Origin of the sequence: Bradyrhizobium sp. HKCCYLRH3061, assembly GCF_051168015.1 — a bacterium.
Taxonomy (GTDB): domain Bacteria; phylum Pseudomonadota; class Alphaproteobacteria; order Rhizobiales; family Xanthobacteraceae; genus Bradyrhizobium.
Map to the genome: position 1 here is coordinate 96,194 of NZ_JBNPUE010000007.1, position 19,981 is coordinate 116,174.

14 protein-coding genes are annotated in these 19,981 nt (G+C 60.3%); 6 read left to right on the plus strand and 8 right to left on the minus strand.

All coding sequences use genetic code 11. The features are described 5' to 3' along the window. Positions 1-9: 9 nt before the first annotated feature. The 3 genes from dpdJ to dpdD are packed head-to-tail and all read left to right on the plus strand — an operon-like array spanning position 10 to position 7,228. Positions 10-4,563: a protein DpdJ gene (gene dpdJ, locus ACQR2C_RS14195; RefSeq protein ID WP_434881393.1), complete on the plus strand. Its 4,554-nt coding sequence runs from the start codon at positions 10-12 to the stop codon at positions 4,561-4,563. Continuing rightward, a complete protein-coding gene (dpdK, locus tag ACQR2C_RS14200) occupies positions 4,563-5,090 on the plus strand; it encodes a phospholipase D-like domain-containing protein DpdK (RefSeq protein ID WP_434881394.1) in 528 nt (175 codons plus the stop codon). The genes dpdJ and dpdK overlap by 1 nt, the downstream gene beginning before the upstream one ends. Next, on the plus strand, positions 5,087-7,228 hold the full coding sequence (gene dpdD, locus ACQR2C_RS14205; RefSeq protein ID WP_434881395.1) for a protein DpdD: 2,142 nt from the start codon (positions 5,087-5,089) through the stop codon (positions 7,226-7,228). The genes dpdK and dpdD overlap by 4 nt, the downstream gene beginning before the upstream one ends. A 345-nt stretch (positions 7,229-7,573) precedes the next feature. On the opposite strand, the gene queD is transcribed toward dpdD, so the two are convergent. From queD to dbpB (ACQR2C_RS14240), 7 genes are all read right to left on the minus strand, one after another. Continuing rightward, positions 7,574-7,996 (minus strand): 6-carboxytetrahydropterin synthase QueD, encoded by a 423-nt coding sequence (queD, locus tag ACQR2C_RS14210; protein WP_434881396.1) that lies wholly within the window; start codon positions 7,994-7,996, stop codon positions 7,574-7,576. Positions 7,997-8,081: 85 nt separating this feature from the next. Continuing rightward, a complete protein-coding gene (gene queC / locus ACQR2C_RS14215) occupies positions 8,082-8,786 on the minus strand; it encodes a 7-cyano-7-deazaguanine synthase QueC (RefSeq protein ID WP_434881397.1) in 705 nt (234 codons plus the stop codon). Continuing rightward, positions 8,786-9,160, minus strand: coding sequence for a 6-carboxytetrahydropterin synthase (locus tag ACQR2C_RS14220; RefSeq protein ID WP_434881398.1), 375 nt, complete (start codon positions 9,158-9,160; stop codon positions 8,786-8,788). Before ACQR2C_RS14220 ends, queC begins: the two co-directional genes overlap by 1 nt. Continuing rightward, positions 9,157-9,789, minus strand: a complete 633-nt coding sequence (gene queE, locus ACQR2C_RS14225; RefSeq protein ID WP_434881399.1) for a 7-carboxy-7-deazaguanine synthase — start codon at positions 9,787-9,789, stop codon at positions 9,157-9,159. Before queE ends, ACQR2C_RS14220 begins: the two co-directional genes overlap by 4 nt. A 3-nt stretch (positions 9,790-9,792) precedes the next feature. After that, on the minus strand, positions 9,793-10,881 hold the full coding sequence (gene dbpB / locus ACQR2C_RS14230) for a DGQHR domain-containing protein DpdB (RefSeq protein ID WP_434881400.1): 1,089 nt from the start codon (positions 10,879-10,881) through the stop codon (positions 9,793-9,795). Continuing rightward, on the minus strand, positions 10,878-12,167 hold the full coding sequence (dpdA, locus tag ACQR2C_RS14235; protein ID WP_434881401.1) for a tRNA-guanine transglycosylase DpdA: 1,290 nt from the start codon (positions 12,165-12,167) through the stop codon (positions 10,878-10,880). The genes dbpB (ACQR2C_RS14230) and dpdA overlap by 4 nt, the downstream gene beginning before the upstream one ends. Then, positions 12,167-13,306 carry a DGQHR domain-containing protein DpdB gene (dbpB, locus tag ACQR2C_RS14240; RefSeq protein ID WP_434881402.1) on the minus strand — a complete coding sequence of 380 codons (1,140 nt, stop codon included), beginning with the start codon at positions 13,304-13,306 and terminating at the stop codon, positions 12,167-12,169. The genes dpdA and dbpB (ACQR2C_RS14240) overlap by 1 nt, the downstream gene beginning before the upstream one ends. Before the next feature lie 1,391 nt (positions 13,307-14,697). Between dbpB (ACQR2C_RS14240) and ACQR2C_RS14245 the strand changes: the two genes are divergently transcribed. Then, positions 14,698-15,579: a hypothetical protein gene (locus ACQR2C_RS14245; RefSeq protein WP_434881403.1), complete on the plus strand. Its 882-nt coding sequence runs from the start codon at positions 14,698-14,700 to the stop codon at positions 15,577-15,579. Between the two features lie 467 nt (positions 15,580-16,046). After that, positions 16,047-16,532, plus strand: coding sequence for an NUDIX domain-containing protein (locus ACQR2C_RS14250; protein WP_434881404.1), 486 nt, complete (start codon positions 16,047-16,049; stop codon positions 16,530-16,532). A 5-nt stretch (positions 16,533-16,537) separates the two neighbouring features. On the opposite strand, the gene dinB is transcribed toward ACQR2C_RS14250, so the two are convergent. Further along, the gene (gene dinB / locus ACQR2C_RS14255; protein WP_434881405.1) at positions 16,538-17,614 is read right to left on the minus strand and encodes a DNA polymerase IV; all 1,077 of its coding nucleotides are present in this window, start codon (positions 17,612-17,614) and stop codon (positions 16,538-16,540) included. 154 nt (positions 17,615-17,768) lie between these two features. Here dinB and ACQR2C_RS14260 point away from each other — a divergent pair, with 154 nt between their 5' ends. Further along, positions 17,769-19,928: an exonuclease domain-containing protein gene (locus ACQR2C_RS14260; RefSeq protein ID WP_434881406.1), complete on the plus strand. Its 2,160-nt coding sequence runs from the start codon at positions 17,769-17,771 to the stop codon at positions 19,926-19,928. The last annotated feature ends 53 nt before the right edge of the window (positions 19,929-19,981 follow it).

The window sequence follows — 19,981 nt, forward strand, 5'->3', positions numbered from 1 at the left end:
GTCGATTCCATGCCGGTTTCCGATGCCGCCCGACGCCTTCTCGATGAGATCGAAAAGATCGAAATGATGTCGCTCGAATGGGGTTTTGCGGACGGATCTCTATCGGAGGACGAGGTCCTCGACCTCGCCGAGCGATCCCGCGGAGACTCGGACGCCGAAGACGTCCTGGAAGAACTGCTCGACGCGAAGCTGATCTTCGAGTTCAGGCCGGCCGGCGCGAGCGAGCGATATCGTTCGAGATTCGCCGAGATGACGCGACTGTTAGCTTCCTTGAGACAACTGTTCGATCGGAAACCGTGGCAAAGCGCGCCCAGACTGGTGGCGGACTTCAGGATCGACCGTCGGCCGAGGCGCTTTCCCATCCGCGACCGGAATCCCGATGACATCCTCGCCGAACATGCTTCGACCCTCGGGCGCTCGCAGTCGAGGCGCGAACTTTGGCGGGCACTCACCTCTGCAAGGCCCGACCTTTTGCTCGCGCCGTTCCAGGAGCGGTCGGCAGCACGACTGGTCTCCGACCCCTCCGACGGAGGGACCATCGTCACGGCCGGCACCGGTAGCGGCAAGACCCTCGCGTTCTATCTTCCCGCGCTCGTGCGCGTCGGCGAGGCCATGGGATCCGATTTCTGGGTCAAAGTCCTCGCCGTCTATCCCCGCATCGAACTCCTGAAGGATCAGTTCGGGGAGGCCTACCGGATCGCCCGCGCCCTCGACGGCCCGCTCGAAGCGAAGAACGTACGGCCGGTCCGACTGGGCGCCTTCTTCGGGGCGACGCCGCAGCGCCCGAACATTCGCAACGTCGAGGAGAGGGAGTGGACGCGCAGAGGTTCAGACTTCGTGTGTCCTTGGCTTCGATGCCCGGTATGCGAAGGCGAACTCCTTTGGACATCGAGGGACATCGAAGCATCCCGGGAGGAGTTGCATTGCGCGAACGCCGGATGTTCGGGTCAAGTCCCGTCGACCCGGATCGCCCTGACACGCGAGAGTATCCAGAGACGCCCGCCGGACATATTGTTCACCACCACCGAGATCCTGAATCAACGTATGTCCGATCATTGGACCAGGTCGGTCTTCGGCATCGGCGTCCCGCCTGCAAAGAAGCCTTTCCTGGCTTTGCTCGACGAAGTCCACACCTACGAAGGCACGAGTGGAGCACAGGTCGCATTGACGCTGCGTCGATGGCGTCACCTGCTCGGCGCCCCCGTCATGTGGGCAGGCCTCTCGGCGACGCTGTCGGAAGCGCCGCGTTTCTTTGCCGATCTGACCGGCGCGAACGCCGACGATGTCGTCGAAATAACGCCGTCGTCCGACGAGATGGAGGAGCAGGGAGCGGAATATCAATTGATGCTTCGCGGGGATCCAGCCTCGCGCGCATCGCTTCTGTCTACCACTATCCAGACCTCCATGCTGGTCGGCCGTACGCTCGATCCGCCCCAGCGTCCCGTCTCGCAGGGGCTTTTCGGAGCGCGCACGTTCCTCTTCACGGACGATCTGGACGTGACCAACAGGTTGTTCGACGACATCCGCGATTCGGAAGCTTACGACATCTGGGGACGACCAAGACCCAATAGGTTGCCTTTGGCCAACCTGCGCGCCGGCGGCGCCGACGCGGCGCTGCGCGACATCGAGGGCCAACGCTGGCGGATGTGCGAAGAAATCGGACATCAGTTGGATCGACGTCTCGTCGTCGGTCGAACGACTTCGCAGGACGCGGGAGTGGACACCCGCTCCAGCGTCATCGTCGCGACGTCGACCCTCGAGGTAGGCTACAACGATCCCGACGTCGGCGCCGTCATCCAGCACAAGGCGCCGCGGGCGATGGCCTCGTTCCTCCAGCGGAAAGGTCGCGCGGGTCGTCGCGTCTCGATGCGGCCGATCACGATAACGGTGCTGTCGGACTACGGTCGCGACCGAGCACTTTATCAGGCGTACGAGCATCTCTTCGATCCCTCGCTCGAAGTCCAGCATCTTCCGGTCGGTAACCACTACGTCCTCAAGATGCAGGCCGTGTATTGCCTCATGGACTGGTTGGCTTCCAAGACCTCCGGACCGCAAAAGGCCTGGATCTGGGATCTTCTCAGCCGGCCCTTGCAAACGGCAAATGCAGCGACCGCGCAGGTTCTGAACGACGTGCGCGATCTTCTGATCGATTTGTCCCAGGTGAAGCCCGCCACGGTCGCGGATCTACGATCCTTCATCGGCGGAGCATTGAAGCTCGACGAAACGGAGCTGGACGACGTTCTCTGGCGCGCTCCTCGATCGTTGCTTCTCGAAGCGATACCCACACTCGTGCGCAGGCTTTTCAGAGATTGGAAGCTCGCTTTTCCCGAAGGCACCGAGCGGCGCGACTTCCAGACCGACTACCACCCGCTGCCGGACTTCATTCCCCGGAATCTCTTCAGCGACCTCAGCCTGCCGGAAGTCCACATCTCGCTTCCCGCGGCGTCAGTACGATTGGACGAGAGAACGGAGACCATGCCGATCCTGCAGGCTCTGAAGCAGCTCGCGCCCGGCAGGGTCACCCGCAGGTTCGCGTTCGAACGGGCCGGCCTGTCCCATTGGGTACCGGTCGATCCCGCGATCCCGGATCAGGAGATCCTCGTTGCGGATTTCGCCGAAGAACACGAGTACATCGGCTCCTTCAAAGCCAACTGCAACGACCTTTCGGCAGAACGGGAAGTGCGTGTCTACCGGCCATGGTCCGTGCGGATGCAGGCGACGCCGAAGAACATCATGCCGACGAGCAACGCTCAACTCGTCTGGCAGAGCGAACTGTCGACGAACGGAGATCCGCTCGTCGTCCCCGTTCCCTCGCGATCCGCGTGGTTGAGCTACGTCAGGACGGTCTCGTTCCACCTCCATCGTTTCCGATCGAGCATCACGGTACGTCGCTTCGCGTCCCTGTCCCACGCCAACATCCGCACCCGCGATGACGAATTCCAGATCGCCGTGCGCTTCCGCGACGAACAAGGTCCGGCGGCGCTAGGATACGAACTCGAAGTCGACGGATTTTTCATGGAGTTGTCGCTGCCGAGCATCGACGAACTTCTGCGGACGACGTTGCCGGGACTTCTTGCCGCGAACACGTGGCTGGCGTTTCTCGAGGATTCGTTCCGAGCCGACGGACTGCTCCCGCACGATCTCAACGAGTTCCAACGCGACTGGCTCTTCCAGGTCCTCCTTTCCGCGCTTTGCGCGGAGTCCGCGGTGACCGGTCGGAGCCTCTCCGAGACCGCCGTCGACCTTCTGGCCGAGGATCGGCTGCAAGCGGTCATGCACGACGCGATGTCGGAGTTGTTTGGCGCTGCCCCGCCTCAGCCCGATCGCGCCGACGACGCGATCGGCGAAGAGGACCTCGACGACGACGATGCGGCAGGAAACGATGGCTTAGGGCACGTTGCGGGACACGGAACCAGCCGGCTGCAACGCGGCCTTTCGGATCAACTTGCTCGCCGCGAGGTCCGAGACCGTCTGCGCGCGTTGGCGGCGCGGTTCGACGATAGGTCGGACGACGGCTACGGCAGGTGGCTGAGGGAAACGATCGCGCACACGCTCGCGGAGGCGCTGCTGCAGGCCTGCATGGCCTCGGCTCCTCGACAAGCAGCGGTCGACGACCTGCTCGTCGACGTCCAGCACGACGAAGAGACGGGAGCTTGGAGGATCTGGGTTACCGAGTCCACGCTCGGTGGCGCGGGCGTCGTCCAGGCCTTCGCCGATCGCTTCTCCGCCGAACCGCGGATATTCTTCGACGCGCTCGAAGCGTCCCTTGCGGCCACGGATCTCGAACTCGTGGACGACGGGTTGAGAAGGGTGATCACTCTTGCCGGTCGAGATGCGGAGGTAATCGAGAGGCTCGCGCAATTGCGCGCAGCCGAGGGGCATCGGGAATTCGAAAGGCGTTGGCGTGAATTTTCCGGAATCCTGGTCCGTCGCGGCATGACCGATCTCGGTCATGCGCTGACTGTGTCGTTGACGAGTCGTCTATTGAGGGCGGGCGGAGGTCCGGCGCTCGATGTACTCCTGGCGCGGCTGCTCGAGCACTGGGACAGGACAGAGGCTAGAACGGGCATCGCCCTGGGGCTTCGCGAATTCAGCTATGTTTGTGCGAAGGACCCGGCGATCGCCGCTGAAGTGAAGGCATTCCTTGGGCGCCTGCCTGGTCAAGGAGCCGCGCGCGTGTCAGTCATCGCCGCGGTTACGAACCTGCTATGGCCCCGAGCCGGAGAGGTCCGTCTGCGCTCGCTCCGGTCGTACAATCCGTATAGAGTCACGAAGACGACCGACCCCGCGCTCGTGCGGTCGCTGCTGATGTCGGTCGCGGTGACGGAAGTCAATCTCGCGGACGAAGACTGGAAAGCAAGGCTGGAGGATGCGCTCGAGAGATTTGGCACGGTCAAGCTCTTGGCCGATAGCTCGCGGAGTGCGGACTTCAGGGCGGCGCTGGTCGTGCTTCTGGCGACGCCCGTGGACGTAGGCTTCCTGCAGTTCTTCCCCGCCGTGGAACGCATCGAACGTCTCGAGGGCAAGGTATCGGCGAGCCTCCTGCTTCGGGAGCAGGTATGATGGCTTCACCGTCGCGCGACTTGCATGGGCCGGCGCAATCGCGCGCGGTACGCGATCTTCTTCAGGGCTTGTTTGCCGCCGAACTTGTCCACCCCAGCGCTAAGCTCTGGCTGTTCTTCGCTTGGATCACCGATATCGAACTGTTGGACAATTCGGCGCGACAATTCTCGGCGCTCGAACCCGACTGGCCTGCCGCACAGATAAGACTTTCGAAAGTGCTCGAAGCGCTACTCGTCAGGAACGTCGAACTGAGACTGATCATCCGCGAGCACGGGCACAACAACTTCTTCATCGCCAAGCTGAAGGATCTGAAGAACCGGCACGGCGCCAAGATCAAGTGGGTCGTGCAGAAGGACTATCACGCCAAGGGACTGCTGGGGTCCGATTATTTCCTGAGCGGATCGATGAATCTCACCGTGAGCGGCATCACTGTGAACGGCGAGCACCTGGTGCTCCGGTGCGATCCCGCCACCGTGGCCGAGCAATCGCTACAACTCGCGAGCCAATGGGAAAGTCTGGTGCGATGATCTGCGACACCACCCAGCGGTCCGCCGCGATATTGTCGAAGATCGCGGACCTCGGCAGCACCGGCGCGGTCCGGGAGGATTGGCGGCAGCTTTTCGAGAGGCTCGCCGCCTCCGCTACCGACGCGGGCTTTCCGGGCGGTCTGGTCCCGATCGCAACACCGGCCGGCGGAGTCCGCGTGTATGCTTTGGCGAGCGACGATCGGCAATGGCGGCAACTTCGGCCACTTCTGCTTTCCTTCGCCGGTCCCACGCTCACGTCGTTCAACGGTCTGCCCGGCTCGCTTTCCGGAGCCGATGCGATCGAAAGGATCCTCGCGGAAGCCGATCCGAGCACGGTCGGCATCCTGGATCTACCGTCCGACGACACGGTCCGCGCTCAAGGTTTGAGGGCTCTGGCCCGGCTGGTCACGGTCTGGTCGCGTGTACCCGCGATGGACGGCAAGCCCTCCGAGCCGACCAGTTGGCTGCTCGCGGATTTTCAGGACCAGATCAACGTCGGACGACGGGAAGCCGCATGGTCCGTCATCAGGCGGCTCGAAGACGAGTTGCGGCTGGATGCGCTCAACATTCGCTTCCTCGAAGTCCAACTGTTCGCCGCCTTCGAGGATTGGCAGGCGATCGTCACCATGCGTGGCTTGAAGGACCTCTGTAACGCGCGCCGGCCTGCGTCCGTCACGAACGCCATCCTTGAGGCGCTTTACCGGGTGAGGCTCGTGCCCGCGTTCGATGCGGAGGATCTCGGCACGCTCCTGAGCGCCTACGAACGGGAATGCCGACCTTTGGCTCAATCCCTGATTGTGTTGCCGCCGCGGGCAGCGATCGGCGAATCGGCTCTGCGCATCTACGCGATCGAAGCGATCGTAGATGGCGACCGCGACGACATCGCGAACCATCTGCGATCGCGCTCCGACGCGATCGGTTGGCTCGCGGCCCATCTGGGAGCCGCGGAAGCCGAAGTCCCCTCGTCGGTCCGGCCGCCGAACGCGCTGGACGATGCTCGGATGGCGCTGGCAAAGACCGACGGTCTTTCTCCACTGGAGCAGATCAATGCGCTGTGGACAACGCTGAGAGATCTTCCACAGGACCAGTTGGACGCGCTCCGGAGCGCGGAGCCGTTCAAGTCGGTCCTCCGGGAATTGGCACCCGAAGGCGTGCCGTCCGCGCTGCCGGTCAACTGGATCGAATGGCTCGAGCGCGTGCACGAACCCGGCTTCGGAGAATCTCTGTCGATCGCGCGCCGCGGAAAGGACGAATGGAGCATCGGCGACGTCGAAGCCGATCCGGCGAACGTCGCCAGATTGCGAACAGCCCTCGCCAAAGTGGACGAAGGCACGATCGCGGGTGACCGCGCAATGGACGCGCTGCCGCTGATGGTGGCATGGCTCCAAGGCGACGCGGACTTCCCCCGCGCGTCCTTCTTACCGATCTACTCGATGCTTTTGACGATGTTCGCGATCGGCAGCCGCCGCGGCAGGCCCATCTACGAGTCTACCGGACTGCTCGCCAAGGCGCTGCTGTCCGTCGGTCTCGCCACAGACGCCTACAAGGACCTCCTCGGCGACGTGTCCGAACTCATGGGATCCGGCCTTGGTGCCGACTCGGTCTATTGGCTGCTCGACATCGTCGAGGAGACGCTGCGCTTCCCGACTCCGGACGCCGAAGCGCGCCTGTCCTTCTGGCATTCAGCGCTCGCGAGGATCGAACCGCTGCGAAGCAGGTTGAACGCACTGCAGCGCGCCTCCTTGGCGGAATTGGCCGGCACCCTCGGTTGGTCGACCGAAACCGTCGACGCAATCGTCTCGGCGACCTCCTCGGACAACGCGCGCGGCGTCGTCCCATCCGGTCTGAGGATAGCCATCTATACGCTGACCGAAGCCGTGAGCAGACAGGCGAAGCTGGTTTTGGAGAAGACATTGCCATCGGCCGTGGTCGACTGCTCGGCCGAGCATGGTGGCAGCAGAGAGTTGAAGGCGCTCGCGGAAAACGCCGACATCTTCGTCATCGTCGCGCTCTCGGCGAAGCACGCCGCCACGAACTTCATCCGAGAGCACCGGCGGGACCGCCCTCTGCTATACGCCCAGGGGCATGGCTTCACGAGCATCTTGCGCTGCATCGACGACTACCTATCGAAAACGTAAGTCTAACGGTGAAAAGCGCGAGAAAGCCGATCGCCGCCGGCTCAGTTGAGACTCATCATCGCGGTGCTTGAGGTTGCAGGGGCCCGCGTCCATCGCCTGACCCGCCGATATTTCGAAGCCCTGCGAGCCCTCCGGGCTGACATTGTTCGTGCTCTGATCGGCAATTGACCGCCGGCTGGTGGATCACGTGCGAGCGAAAGGGTCGCGGGCTGTCTCGCGAGTTTCTTTGCGAGCACACTGAGGACGATAGAAACGTAGCTAATCAAGTGCGTGCATACCTGGCAACGCAGCGTTGGGATGGTCGTGCTCCCGCTCAAGCGCTCATAAGGCTTTGCGGCCCGACCGCTAGACCTTAACCTCAGCCCAGCATTCGTCGTTCTCGTAAACTCGCACACTCTCGCAGCCTTTGATGCGTCGAAAGAACCAGGCTGCGATAATTTCAGCGGTCGGATTCTCAAGCCCTTCCACTTCGTTCAGAAGTCGGTGATCAACCTTCTTTATAAGAGGCATGATCTCAGTGTCGATCTCAGCGAAGTCCATCACGAACCCGCGTGTGTCCAGCGCTCCGGATACCACAACTTCCATGCGGTAGTTGTGGCCGTGTACGTTCTTGCACTTATGGCCATCTGGCAAAAGCGGGAGGTGGTGAGCAGACTCGAAGCGATAGGTTCGGCCAATCCGAGTTACCAATCTAGAAGACACCGGATCTGATGGTCCCACGGCGGGTGCGCTTGCTTCAAGGTGGTGAGGTTTGACATGTGTTGTCATGGCGTTCTCATAAGTTTGTGTGTTGCAGACTCACGCGTAAACGCGGGTTTTCAGGACGACAGGCATTAATTGCGAAGACGGCAGATCAAGCCGGCGCTTCCGAAAACTCGTTAAATCCATGTTCACGTAGTTTGCACGCTGGGCATTCGCCGCAACCGCGCCCCCACTCATGCGTCGTTTCGATGTCTCCCTGATAGCAGGTCACCGTGCGGTCGCGGATGAGATCAACAAGCGGCGTTCCGCCTAGCCGCTGCGCAAGCATCCAAGTCTGCGCCTTGGTTATCCACATTAACGGAGTCTCAAGGACGAAACGGCTTTCCATGCCTAGGTTGAGGGCGACTTGGAGAGCCTTGATCGTATCGTCGCGACAATCGGGATAACCGGAGAAATCGGTTTCGCACACGCCGGTCACGACATGCTTCAGGCCGCGTCGATAGGCTACTGCCGCGGCGAACGTGAGGAAGATGATGTTGCGCCCCGGTACGAAGGTGTTCGGCAGACCCGAGGGCGCTGTCTTGATCTCCACGTCACGCGTCAACGCCGTTTCGCTGATTTCTCCAAGCACCGACAGATCAAGCACGCGGTCCTCTCCGAGCTTGGCTGCCCAATCAGGGAAGCGTGTTGTTAGTCCGGCGCAGAATTGGCCACGCGCGTCGAGTTCTGCGCGATGCCTCTGCCGATAATCGAAGCCGATGGTCTCCACGTGGTCGAACCGATCTAGCGCCCATGCGAGACAGGTCGCAGAATCCTGACCACCCGAAAACAAGACAAGCGCGGAATTGTCCGGCATCACGCGTTCTCCTTACCGAAAAAGCTACAGGCGCCAGCATCGCTGTCGCGTCTTACAGTCACCCGCCACAGGCTTGGGCAGACGGTTTCGACCTTTCGCCAGATCCAGGCTGCCAGGTTTTCCATTGTCGCAGGCCCCAGATCGTTGATCGCATCCAGATAGCGATGATCGAGGCCTTCTCTTGCCTCTTCTAGACTTTGGTCTAACAGCGAAAGATCAATCAGCATGCCAGTCGTCGGATCGGGGAGGCCGCGCACGACGACCTCGGCGCGGTAGGAATGCCCATGGATCCGGCGGCTGGATTCGACCTCCACCGAACGGTTGAGTGTGTGCGCCGCGTCGAAGTGAAATTCCTTGCTGAGTTCGTAGATCATCGGATGCTCATATATTTGTGGGTCTGCAGAGAGAGCTTCCATTGCGGATGCTGCAGGCAGTAGGCGATCGCATCCGCCATATTGACGTCGCGGTCGGGACCGTCTTTCGGCTGGAGGAGAAAATGGCTAAACGCGAGGCCTTCGAAGGAGGCTGGATCTACGTTCGCCTGGGGGAAGACGAATTTCAGTTCGTCTCCGGACGTTTGGACCAGCTTGGTCGCTCCCTTCGGGCTGACCGTGATCCAATCGATCGGCGAAGACACCGGAAGAGTTCCATTCGTTTCAATTGCGACCTCGAATCCTCGCTCATGCAGTGCCGCGATTAATCCATCATCGACTTGCAGGAGAGGCTCTCCCCCTGTCAGGACAACGAAACGCCGGCCGCCTACGCCGCTCCACATGCGTTCTACGGCATCTGCCAGAGCCTGTGGTCCGTCAAAACGACCACCGCCTTCGCCGTCCACCCCGACGAAGTCGGTATCGCAAAAATTGCATGCCGCGGTCGCGCGGTCGCTTTCTCTTCCACTCCATAGGTTGCAACCCGCGAACCGACAGAAGACGGCAGGGCGGCCGGCATGGCGGCCTTCGCCCTGCAGTGAGTAGAATATCTCCTTGACCGCGAAGTTCATGGCTCAGGCTGCCTTGGAGGTTTTCGCCAAACCGCGCTTCAGGACCTGCACGAGATAGAGAGTCAGTTGCCGCACATCAGCGGGAACGTTCTGAAGTCCGTTCCACCTGCGGCGCTCACTGCCGAACTGCCATTCTCCGTCGCTCCAGGCTGTCTTACCCTTAAGAAGTTGCAGGCCGCGCGCAAACTCGTCGCGCGACACTGCTCCGGTCGTGCCGTTGAGAAAGTCCATGACGTAGCCAAGCGCGATGATGCCGGTGCCATGCACCAGTCGCGATGTCTTCGGCGTCTTTCCGGTCCAGTCGTCAGCAAAGACATGCTGGACCGCGTGATAGAATTCGCTCATCATTGTAACGCCGTGCTGCAAGAGCATTTGATCTTCGCCGGCGTAGAGTCGCAGTGCGCCGTCACTCAGGGAGTTCATGATGACACGTTGAAGGACAGTATCCCGTATTGATCCCTTTGGATTGGTCTGCTGTTTGATCAGCCCCTTCAGCGAAGACCCCTTCCGGTAGTTAAGGGCCTCCGTCACAAGCGCGGCCTGGGAGCGATTCGACATTCGAGGAGGAAGGTCGCCCACTTTAGGAAGCAGTTCGTAAACGAGCGCCTTTGGGAGCGGTCGAGTGTTGTTCACGAGAATGAATTGCTTTTGAAGTTCTTCCTCCGTCTCGCACAAGAAGCCCGAGACGAGCACCTCGAAATTCCGGCCTCGGAGTTCGGAAAGAGCGGTAAAGCGCTGCTGACCATCCACGATCCATCCGGGCGGGCCGTCGGAGATGTCTACGATAAGTTCGCGGCGCCGGTCGCCGGCACTTGTAGCGCGCTTGAGTCGGGCTCCGCCCATGAAGGCGATGACGATGGCATTGGGCAGTATGGAATTCGGTTTTTCCAGGTAGTCCCGTATCTCGCGAATGTGGCCCGCAATCTGGGGGCGCTGAAAGCCTTGAAGGATGCCTCCATCATCGCGGCCTGCGCGTTCGATCCTCGCTATCCGCGCGACGTCAGCGGCCTTGGCGACAAAAGTGAAGACCGTGAGCTTCGGACTCTGGACCGGCGCAAGTGCGTCAAAATGAAGGACGGTCTTCTTGCTCATGCGAGCTCCTCGCGGAATTGGTTCAGATGGGTGTGGAAGACGTAAAGGTTATGGATTCCGCGCCGCTTGTTGCGGTTCGAAGTCCGGAAGATCACCGCCTCGACGCCGGCTTCGCGACATACCCGGCAGCTACATTGCTCCCACGGACGGTCGGCAAGTGTGCGCGCGTAGATTGCGCGCTGACGCAAAGCTGCCTCCGAGCGGCTTGTGAGCGACGGATCAGCATCCCAATTCAAAGCCGCCCAGTAGTCCATTACGGCGTCCAAGCATTCTTCCAGCTTTGCCTTCCTGGTCGCATATTGCCGCACACCGCTGAGGGCGGCATCTTCAAGACGGCGCGCCAGCTCCTGATTGAGGCTGCCCTCGCGCGCCTTGTGCTTCAGCTTGTTGTTCTCTGTCGCCTGAGGAATGCGGATCGCCGTGTAATAGGACAGTTCGCCCGCCGCCGTACGGACCCAATAATTCTTCCGTGCGTCCTTGAAAGCGCGCAGAAGCGGCGACGTCGTGTCGAAGCTTGTCACATGGTGTTCTTCGAGCGCGGACAGTTCCTCGATCTTGCCGAAGCCAAGAAGATGCAGCCTGATCCGATCCGGCAGCGCGGTCCGCAACGCCGACAAAATGCGACGTATCTGTTCGATCTTGAGGGGCACGGTACCGCCGATGGCCAAGTAGTCGTATCCCATCGCGACGAGCTTGAGAGCGGCTTGTGCCATGCTTTCCGTGGACCATCCCTGGACAACGCCCAACGGAGTGAAGTCCTTGCCGATCGCTCGAGAGGCCTTAAGAAACTCGCTGGCGTTCTGCAGCGTGATCTCATAGCGCCTGCGCACATCCTCGGACACGTCTTTGAAAGATCGTCTCTGGTCGGCGTCATCGAAATCGAAGATGAGGTGATCAGGAGAGCAGCCGTGTGTGAAGCTGCCGTCTGCGTAGAATTCGGCCGTATCGTCGGCGTGATATGGTGGCTCAGGCAAATTCTTGTAGTTGAACGCGCCACAGTCGCCGATCAGGATGCTGTTAGGGAATTTCTTGAGCGGATAGCGCAAGAATGTTCGTGCGCCTTCCCTGCGGAAGCGCATCATCTGCGCTTCCGAATATTTTCCGGGGTACAACGCATCGCCCACGATCGCCCGCGAGACCAGGATGCCATCGTAAGGAGCCTTCTCCAGGAATTCATGGGGATACTCGTCGTCCCGATGGATGGATCGTCCGATCCCGTTGCGGTCGGCAAGAAAGTCGTATGCCGGATCGATCGTGTCGATGCTGTCGGCGAAGACAAAGCGCATCACGCCACCTTCGCGAAAGCATGCATATGATCGAGTCGGACCAGGTGGCCAGACAGCAGTTTTATATCCTTGCCGACGTTCTGGATTTCGTTCCAGTCGCGCTGCAATTCCTGCCACCGTCCGCTGGTCCAACGGCAATGTGGCGCAAGACGTGAAAGTGCTTCGGTAGCGTGGCCAAAGAGGTCAGCTTCGAGAGAGGCGCGGGACATCACCCGGTCCATTAGTATGCTCATAGCTTCGATGCCTGCCGAATGCATGAGCCGGCTTTCGGTGGCCGGCCGCCCCCAAGCTTCCGGAAAGACTGTGCGTACGGCACTCCAATAGGCCTTCAGAATGCGATACATCGTATCGACGTCGGCCGGCGATCCGGCCGTTGCCTTATGCGGCGCGAGACATCCCAAGGCGCCGTTTATGCTGCTGCGAATGGACTTGATCAGCGCGGAGTCAATAACGACGGCCGAGGAGGAATCTTCCGATATCCTTTTGATCAGCCCGTAGAATGGCGAATCCCGCGAAGTATGCAGAAGATTCACCAGTTCGCTCGGGATCTTTCGGGACGAAAGCTCTCGGGGAAAAACCGTGTCCAGTTCGGGCAGCAGTTCGTTGATCAATCTCGGATCTAACGGCCTGGCTTTGTTGACTAAAATGAATTGCTCCCTATGCACGGAAAGCTCTTCCGAAACGAAGGCTACGACGGGAACCGGGAAGCTCTTGTTTCGCGCCTGCGACAGCGCGATTGAGCGCTGCTGGCCATCGACAATCCATGCGCACTTCGATCCATCTCTGGGCAGGGGAATCCGCAGCGTGCCAGCTTCGCAGACCCTGGCGTCGCCTTCCGGCTTTTCGCCCCGGGACTGCGTGAACCGCGCGGAGGGTGCGATCGCAAGAATGATCGCGTTAGGGAAGAGGACCGGTCCCTGATCGAGGAAGTCCGTGATCGCCTGGACGTGGCTCTTGATTCCCTTGCGTTGGAAGCCGTGGAGGGAACCGTCGCTGTCGCGATGGACGCGGCTGATCTCGGCAATCTTGAGGAGGTCTGCGCCGGCGACGAAGAAGGCGTAGACGGGCTTGTCCGCCTGTTGAGTTCGAACGGCACGAACTGCGAGCGTTGCGACACCCGTCTTCTTCGGACGGGTCATCGCGTAGCCCTCTTCGCGACGGCGATCCGATAGAGGCGTCCGAAGCGCGATTGCTCGCAAGCGATGCCTTCATCGTTTCGCAGTGCGGCCAGCATTTTTGCCGCCCCTGACTCCGATCGCAGGCGTCTTGAGATCAGCTTGAGGATCTCGTCATCCGTCCGACGAGGGCGGCGCGGACGATGCGGAAAGCGTAGTTCCCCAAGCGCGGCGGTAACAGCGGCAAAGTCCGCGTCACGATCGGGGGCGGACTTGACCGCAATTGAACGGACGAAATGAAACATGGCCCGCTGGGAAAAGTCTGATCGCGTGCCCGGAAATATTGAGTTAAGCCGCTCGTCGTATGGAGCAAGGGCCGGATGCAACGACGCCGGTAGAACGGAATCGAGTGAGGCTCCGAAAATCCTCAGCCTCGCGAGCGTCCTCGCGGGCAACACGCTCAAGCTATCTCCGACCATTGCCGCGTATGGCCGAGAAAGCGCAATCAAGATGCGCCCAGAGCCCTTCTTGGCTGCATTCGCCCATTGATCCGAATGCGGGCTTGACAGCATGCGCGAGAACCAACCGGCCGCATCAAACTCGCCAGACACTCTTTCAGAGACAGAATCCTCGTGCCCTTCGGCAATCGTCAAGCCGTATACGGGTATGTGCCGGCGAGCGGGAACTAGGCCGAGGCCTGCCGAGAGTACATAGAATTTGGCGTCTGCCAATCTCGCGGCTTCGGCCGCTAGACCGAAGCCGCGTCCTGCGTAGAATTCCTTGGCCGGCACGTCAGCCGGGAGTCCGCGGACCTTGCGCAGCCAAGCGGTTTCGACGTGTTTCTGCTGGCCGGTAGGCAGTGTGGCTGGAGTCGCATCGGAAGTCGGTCGCGTCGTTTTTCGGTGAGAGCATGTCGTCACTACCAAGCCAATAGGTGCTATATTACCCTTTGATTTTGTTGCGATTTCCGAGCCTTTTGACATCGATAACTGCGCCCCTGAACCCACCCCTCGGTCGTGTGAAGGCGCTCAAAAAACGCATTCCACGACCGCATTTGTTCTAAAATCCCCTGTAGAATCGCATTAACATGCTTGTCACTGCCTTAGCTACTGGAAAGACGAAAATAATGCAAACGGGATGTTGAAAGATCACAGCAGACATATTGGCGTCCTCCCAGGACACAGTTATTCGCAGAATTGCAAAATTGGTGGCAGCCTAACTGAGGACTGCCGGGGACTAGCGTTGCATGCACCGAACTAGGTCGGGGTCAGATCCTCCGGACGCGCCGGGCAAGGACCAAGGCCTGGGCAGGCATTTCCCGTCCGCATTGATCAAGAATGGTACGAACCTTCGTTGCTCGAATCCGCAACTCCTCTAGTATCGAAGGGAGTAAGAATTTCGACGGGACAAGAACAATGAAGAGCAGTGAAGCCCCCGGTATTCCCTCGCAATTGCTTTGGGTAAAGGATGCTCCGCTATTCATCGATGAAATCAATCTAAGCAGATTTTACGATGCTGCCTTAAGACCTCCTTTCGACGAAACATCACCGCTAAAGCTGAAGATCACGGAATCGACGAAGAAGGATCTCGAAGGCAAATTCGGCGCGAAGTTGAGTGCTGGGCTTTCAAATTGGCTGTCCGCCATCGCGTCTGGATCCGCCGAAGTCACAGGAGAGGGGAAAGGCGCAAAATCAGACACGAAAGGCTCTGAGAGCGAGATCATCCTTCAGCCAATACAGAATCCGCACCGCCAACTTGAACAGTTGACGATCTTTTATCTCATTGAACGTCGCGAGCAGTTGCTGTTCGGCGAATCCAAAGATGTTCTCTCCTGGCAAAAAGAAGGAGCGAGCCTCATGGTACCTAGGCCGCTTGTATTCATCGATCTTCCCAAGAACGCCAAATTCATTCCAATGGCCGCGGAATTCATAAATGGGAAAGTCGTGCCCCTCTTTCAGAGACTGGAAGCCGATTCCGGCGAACGGCCTCCGCCGTACAAGCGTGAGGCCAAGGCGGAATATTGGAAGTGGTTTGAAGCGAATTTCAATGCTGAGCGGTCTCTGGCCGTCCTCGAAGCTGCAGCCACTGAAAATGGCAGGATCGAATGGGTGGACTTTCGCGTCCCCTTAAATGACGTCGTCGAGACGATGCACCTGCACATCGATGTCGCCGGCAAATACAACACCGGCACGTTCGCTTACCGACTTATCAGAAGGGGTGTCGGCCACGGCATGCGAGTCGTAGGGTCCTTACGCGACGGTCCTGATGTGAATGTTCTCGCGCTCTACGAAAAATGACATCCGGTTGCAGTGGAACGTATTCCGTCACTGAATCCGAAGAGTTCGACCCACCTTTTCTGGAATTCCCTTCGTTGCAACGTCCAAACCTGGGCTCAAATCGAACCGTTCGGTATCCGACGAAGCTCCGCCCCCAATACGCCGTTCTTCGAACCCGCTATTCGATTGCACCAAATGGAGCACGACTTGCCCTGACCCTGGATCGCCACTGCCGTCAAGTAAAGGGCTGGAAAAGTGTGCAAATTTGCTGGAGCAAATCGGACAATTGGCATGCTGGCTCCGCAGCGGAGGAGCAAAGACGTTGGAGCAAGACGAGCTCGGCCCGAAAACACCAATATTCGCGGCACTCGTGCACGATCAATCCGCAACTCGACATTCGGTCGACAACGGACGGATCGGAGATCAACATACTTGCTCGACGTGGCGGCATAAATCCTCCATGCATCGCAGCCCGACAAGGAATTGGTGTGAGTTCCCCCAAGCGAACTTCCGCAAGACCGTCGAGTGCAGGCATACTGGCCTATCGCCGAGTAAGACACGGGCTCGAAGTGCTGCTCGTCCATCCCCGCGGGCCCTATTGGCGCAACAAGGACGACGGCGCGTGGTCGATTCCGAAAGGCGAGATCGGCATATCGGAGGATCCCGAGCAGACTGCCCGTCGCGAGTTTGCCGAAGAGCTCGGACCGGCAGCATCGATTGGTCACTTGCAAGCCCTGGGAGAGATCCGCCAACGCGGCGGCAAGCGTGTGAGCGCCTTCTGCGGAGAAACTGATTTCGACACGTCGTCGCTGTCCAGCAATATCTTCGAGATCGAGTGGCCGCCTAAGAGTGGCCGTCTCCGACCCCTTCCGGAAGTCGATCGCGCTGAGTGGTTCGAACTGGAAGCCGCCCGAACGAAGATCCTAGCAGGACAGATCGAGCTCATCGATCGACTTGAAAAGAAAGTGACGTGACGCGATTACATCGGCAGCGCCAGCTGCGCTTCATCGTCGCCGACATGCTGCAGCGCCGACAGCGAGACGCCGAGGAGCCGGACCGGCTTGGGGACCGGCATCTCGTTCTGCAGCAGAGCGACCGATAGGCGTTCGAGGTCGCAGCGGCTCGAAACCGCGACGGGGGCGGATCTGCTCCGCGTAATGATCTCGAAGTCGTTGAACTTCACCTTCAGCGTCACCGTGCGACCCCGGTTACCGGCGCCTTCGCAGTATCGCCAGACCTTGTCGATGAGCGGCTCGAGTTCGACGACCATGGCGTCGAAGTCGGTGAGGTCGGTGGCGAACGTGTTTTCGGCGCCGACGGATTTGCGGGTCCGGTCGGCGCGGACCTCGCGGTTATCAACGCCCCGCGAGATCCAGTAGTAGTAGCTTCCGGCCTTCCCGAAGCTTGCCTGCATGAATTCGAGCGACTGGTTGCGCATGTCGAGGCCGGTGTAGAGGCCGAGCGCATTCATCTTGGCGCTGGTTGCCGGCCCGATACCGTAAAACTTGCCGACCGGAAGCGTCTCGACAAAAGCCGGCCCCATCTCCGGCGTGATGACGTACTGGCCGTTCGGCTTGCGGTGATCGGAGGCGAGCTTGGCTAGAAACTTGTTGTAGGAGACGCCGGCCGATGCGTTGAGACCGGTCACTTCCTTGATCTTCGAACGGATCGCCAACGCGACGTCCCGTGCCAGCGAAATCCCCTGCAGGTTTTCGGTCACGTCGAGATAGGCTTCGTCGAGCGACAGCGGCTCGATGATCGCCGTGTGCTCCGCGAAGATCTCGCGGATCTGCTGGGAGACCGCCTTGTAGACCTCGAAGCGCGGCTTCACGAAGATCAGGTCCGGGCATTGCCGCTTGGCCGTCACTGACGGCATCGCCGATCGGACACCGAACTTCCTGGCTTCATAGCTGGCGGCCGCGACGACACCACGCTCGCGGGAACTGCCGACGGCGACCGGCCTGCCGCGGAGCTCCGGATTATCCCGCTGCTCGACGGACGCGTAGAAGGCGTCCATGTCGACGTGGATGATCTTCCGCTGGCGGTCTTCGTCCATCGCGCTCTGGTGATTTTTGCGGCCGGCCCGGCGCCTTGACAAATCGGACCGTCCTAGAACAAAGATAGAACGTTTTCCGCGCGGCGGCAAGCCACCAAGCGGGGCATTCCCTCATGTCCTTGTGCGATCCAGAAAGGCCCGAAGGGCGCTGCGAATGAAACGGCCGGATCTACCTGTCTATTACTACCACGATCATTTCCTCGAAATGCTGTCGTTCGTCAGGACCACCTACGGCCCGATCCTGACGGACGAGCACGACGCCTTCGTCTTGCGGTTTCAAACCCTTTCCAAGGACGCGCAATGCCTGCTGATTCGGATGGTCAATCGGCGTGGCGCGATCTTCAACAGGACGTTCTTCCGGTATGCCGAGATTTCCGACGTGGAGCGCGCGGCCGACGACCTCTTGGCATGCGGCCAAGCCAGAACCCTCAAGGCGGAGGACTACGCCGCCTTCGTCGCATGCCTGCCCAAGAACATCCTGGTCGCGGGCGCCAAGGCGGCGGGGCAGACGGACATCCGCGTCTCCTGGCCGAAAGCGAAGCTGGCCGACTACTTCCTGACCCACGTTCCGTTCGAGGTCGCCGCCGAGCATTGTGGGGCGGCGAAGTTCATCGCGCTGGATGACGTCCGTCCGCTCGAATTCCTGCTCTACCTGTACTTCGGCAAGACGGAGGAGGATCTGAAGAACTTCGCCCTGCGAGATCTGGGCATCATGCGGACCAACAAGGCAACTTCGTTCAGGGCCCGCTTCACGGACGGGGAAGAGGCGAGGGCATGCTTCCACTACAGCCGGCTGCTTGATCGGATCGAGGTCAAGTCGATCGGCATCTACCAAGGCGCAGTCGGCGACATCTTCGGAGGTCCGAGTTGCCCGAGCGACTACGCCGCCGATCTGCGGAGCCGCGCCGCCTGTCACGTCGGTCAGTTCTTCGAGAAGCTCGGAGAGAAGGATCTCGCCAGGCAACTCTATCGCGCCGGTTCGTCGCCGGAATGCAATGAGCGATTGGTCCGTCTGCTCTACGGGGCAGGGGACAAGACCGATGCCGAGGATCTGCTGCGGCGGATGATCGACGATCCGGGCAGCGACGGCGAGTTGGTTTTCGCAACGGATTTCTACGCGCGGAAATTCGGCGGTCGACGGACCGGATCATGCACCGAACTTCTGCGCGCCGGCGTCACGCTGACTGTCGACGACACCTATCGCGGCAATCCGGAGGCGGGCGTCGCCGGCGTGATGCGTCGAAGGGGATATCGCGTCTTCTTCGCGGAGAACACGCTCTGGCATTCGTTGTTTGGGTTGCTGTTCTGGGACGAACTATTCGAGTCCGATCTTCTTCACAGCAGTTTCGATTGGGTGCCGCACTGCCTCAATGACCGCAGCTTCGCGCATCGGTTTGCTGCCCAGATCGACTCCAAGCTGGAGGCCGTTCGATCAGGAAGCGCGTTCAATCTGCTGCTGCGCCCGATCGCCGCGAACTGGGGCCGTCCGAACGGCATCTTCGCCTGGGACCATGTCGATGTCGACGCGTTGCGGCTGCTGCTGTCGGGAACCAGCGGTCAAGGGATCGCAACCATCATGGGCTTGTTGTGCCAGAACTTCCGCGACACGCGCGACGGGTTCCCGGATCTCATGCTGGAGAAAGACGGCGCCGTCTCCTTCATGGAGATAAAGGCCGAGGGCGACGTGATCCGCCGCAACCAGCTCACTCGGTTGCGGCAGCTCGGGAGCGCCGGCATCCGCGCGGAGATCGGCCGGGTCGATTATAGGTTCGATCCTGAGCAGGACTACGTCGTGGTCGACGTCGAGACGACGGGCAGTTGGGCGTCCGGCGATCGGATAACCGAAATCGGCGCGGTGAAGATCCGCAACCATCAGGTCGTCGACGAGTGGCATTCCCTGGTGAATCCGCAGCGAGCCATCCCGACCAAGATAACCCAGATCACGGGCATCACGAACGAGATGGTCCGCGGCGCGCCGATATTCGCCGAGGTCGCGGACAGCTTCATGCGTTTCATGGACGACGGGATATTTGTCGCTCACAACGTCAACTTCGATTATGGCTTCATCAGCCATGAATTCGAACGGCTTGATCGTCGCTTCCGGTTTCCGAAGCTATGCACCGTCGCCGGAATGCGTCGGCGCTACCCCGGACACAAATCGTACGGTCTCGGGAAGCTGTGCGACCTTTACGGGATCGAACTCGAGACGCACCACCGTGCACTGTGCGATGCGAGGGCGACAGGCCACCTGCTGAACCTCATGAACCTCAAGCGGGAAGGTTGCGCGCCCGATCGCGCCGAGAAAGCGGCCTGACCGGCGTCTTGGCCGAAGCTAATTCCTTTGGAGATGGTGCTGGAGTTCGTGTA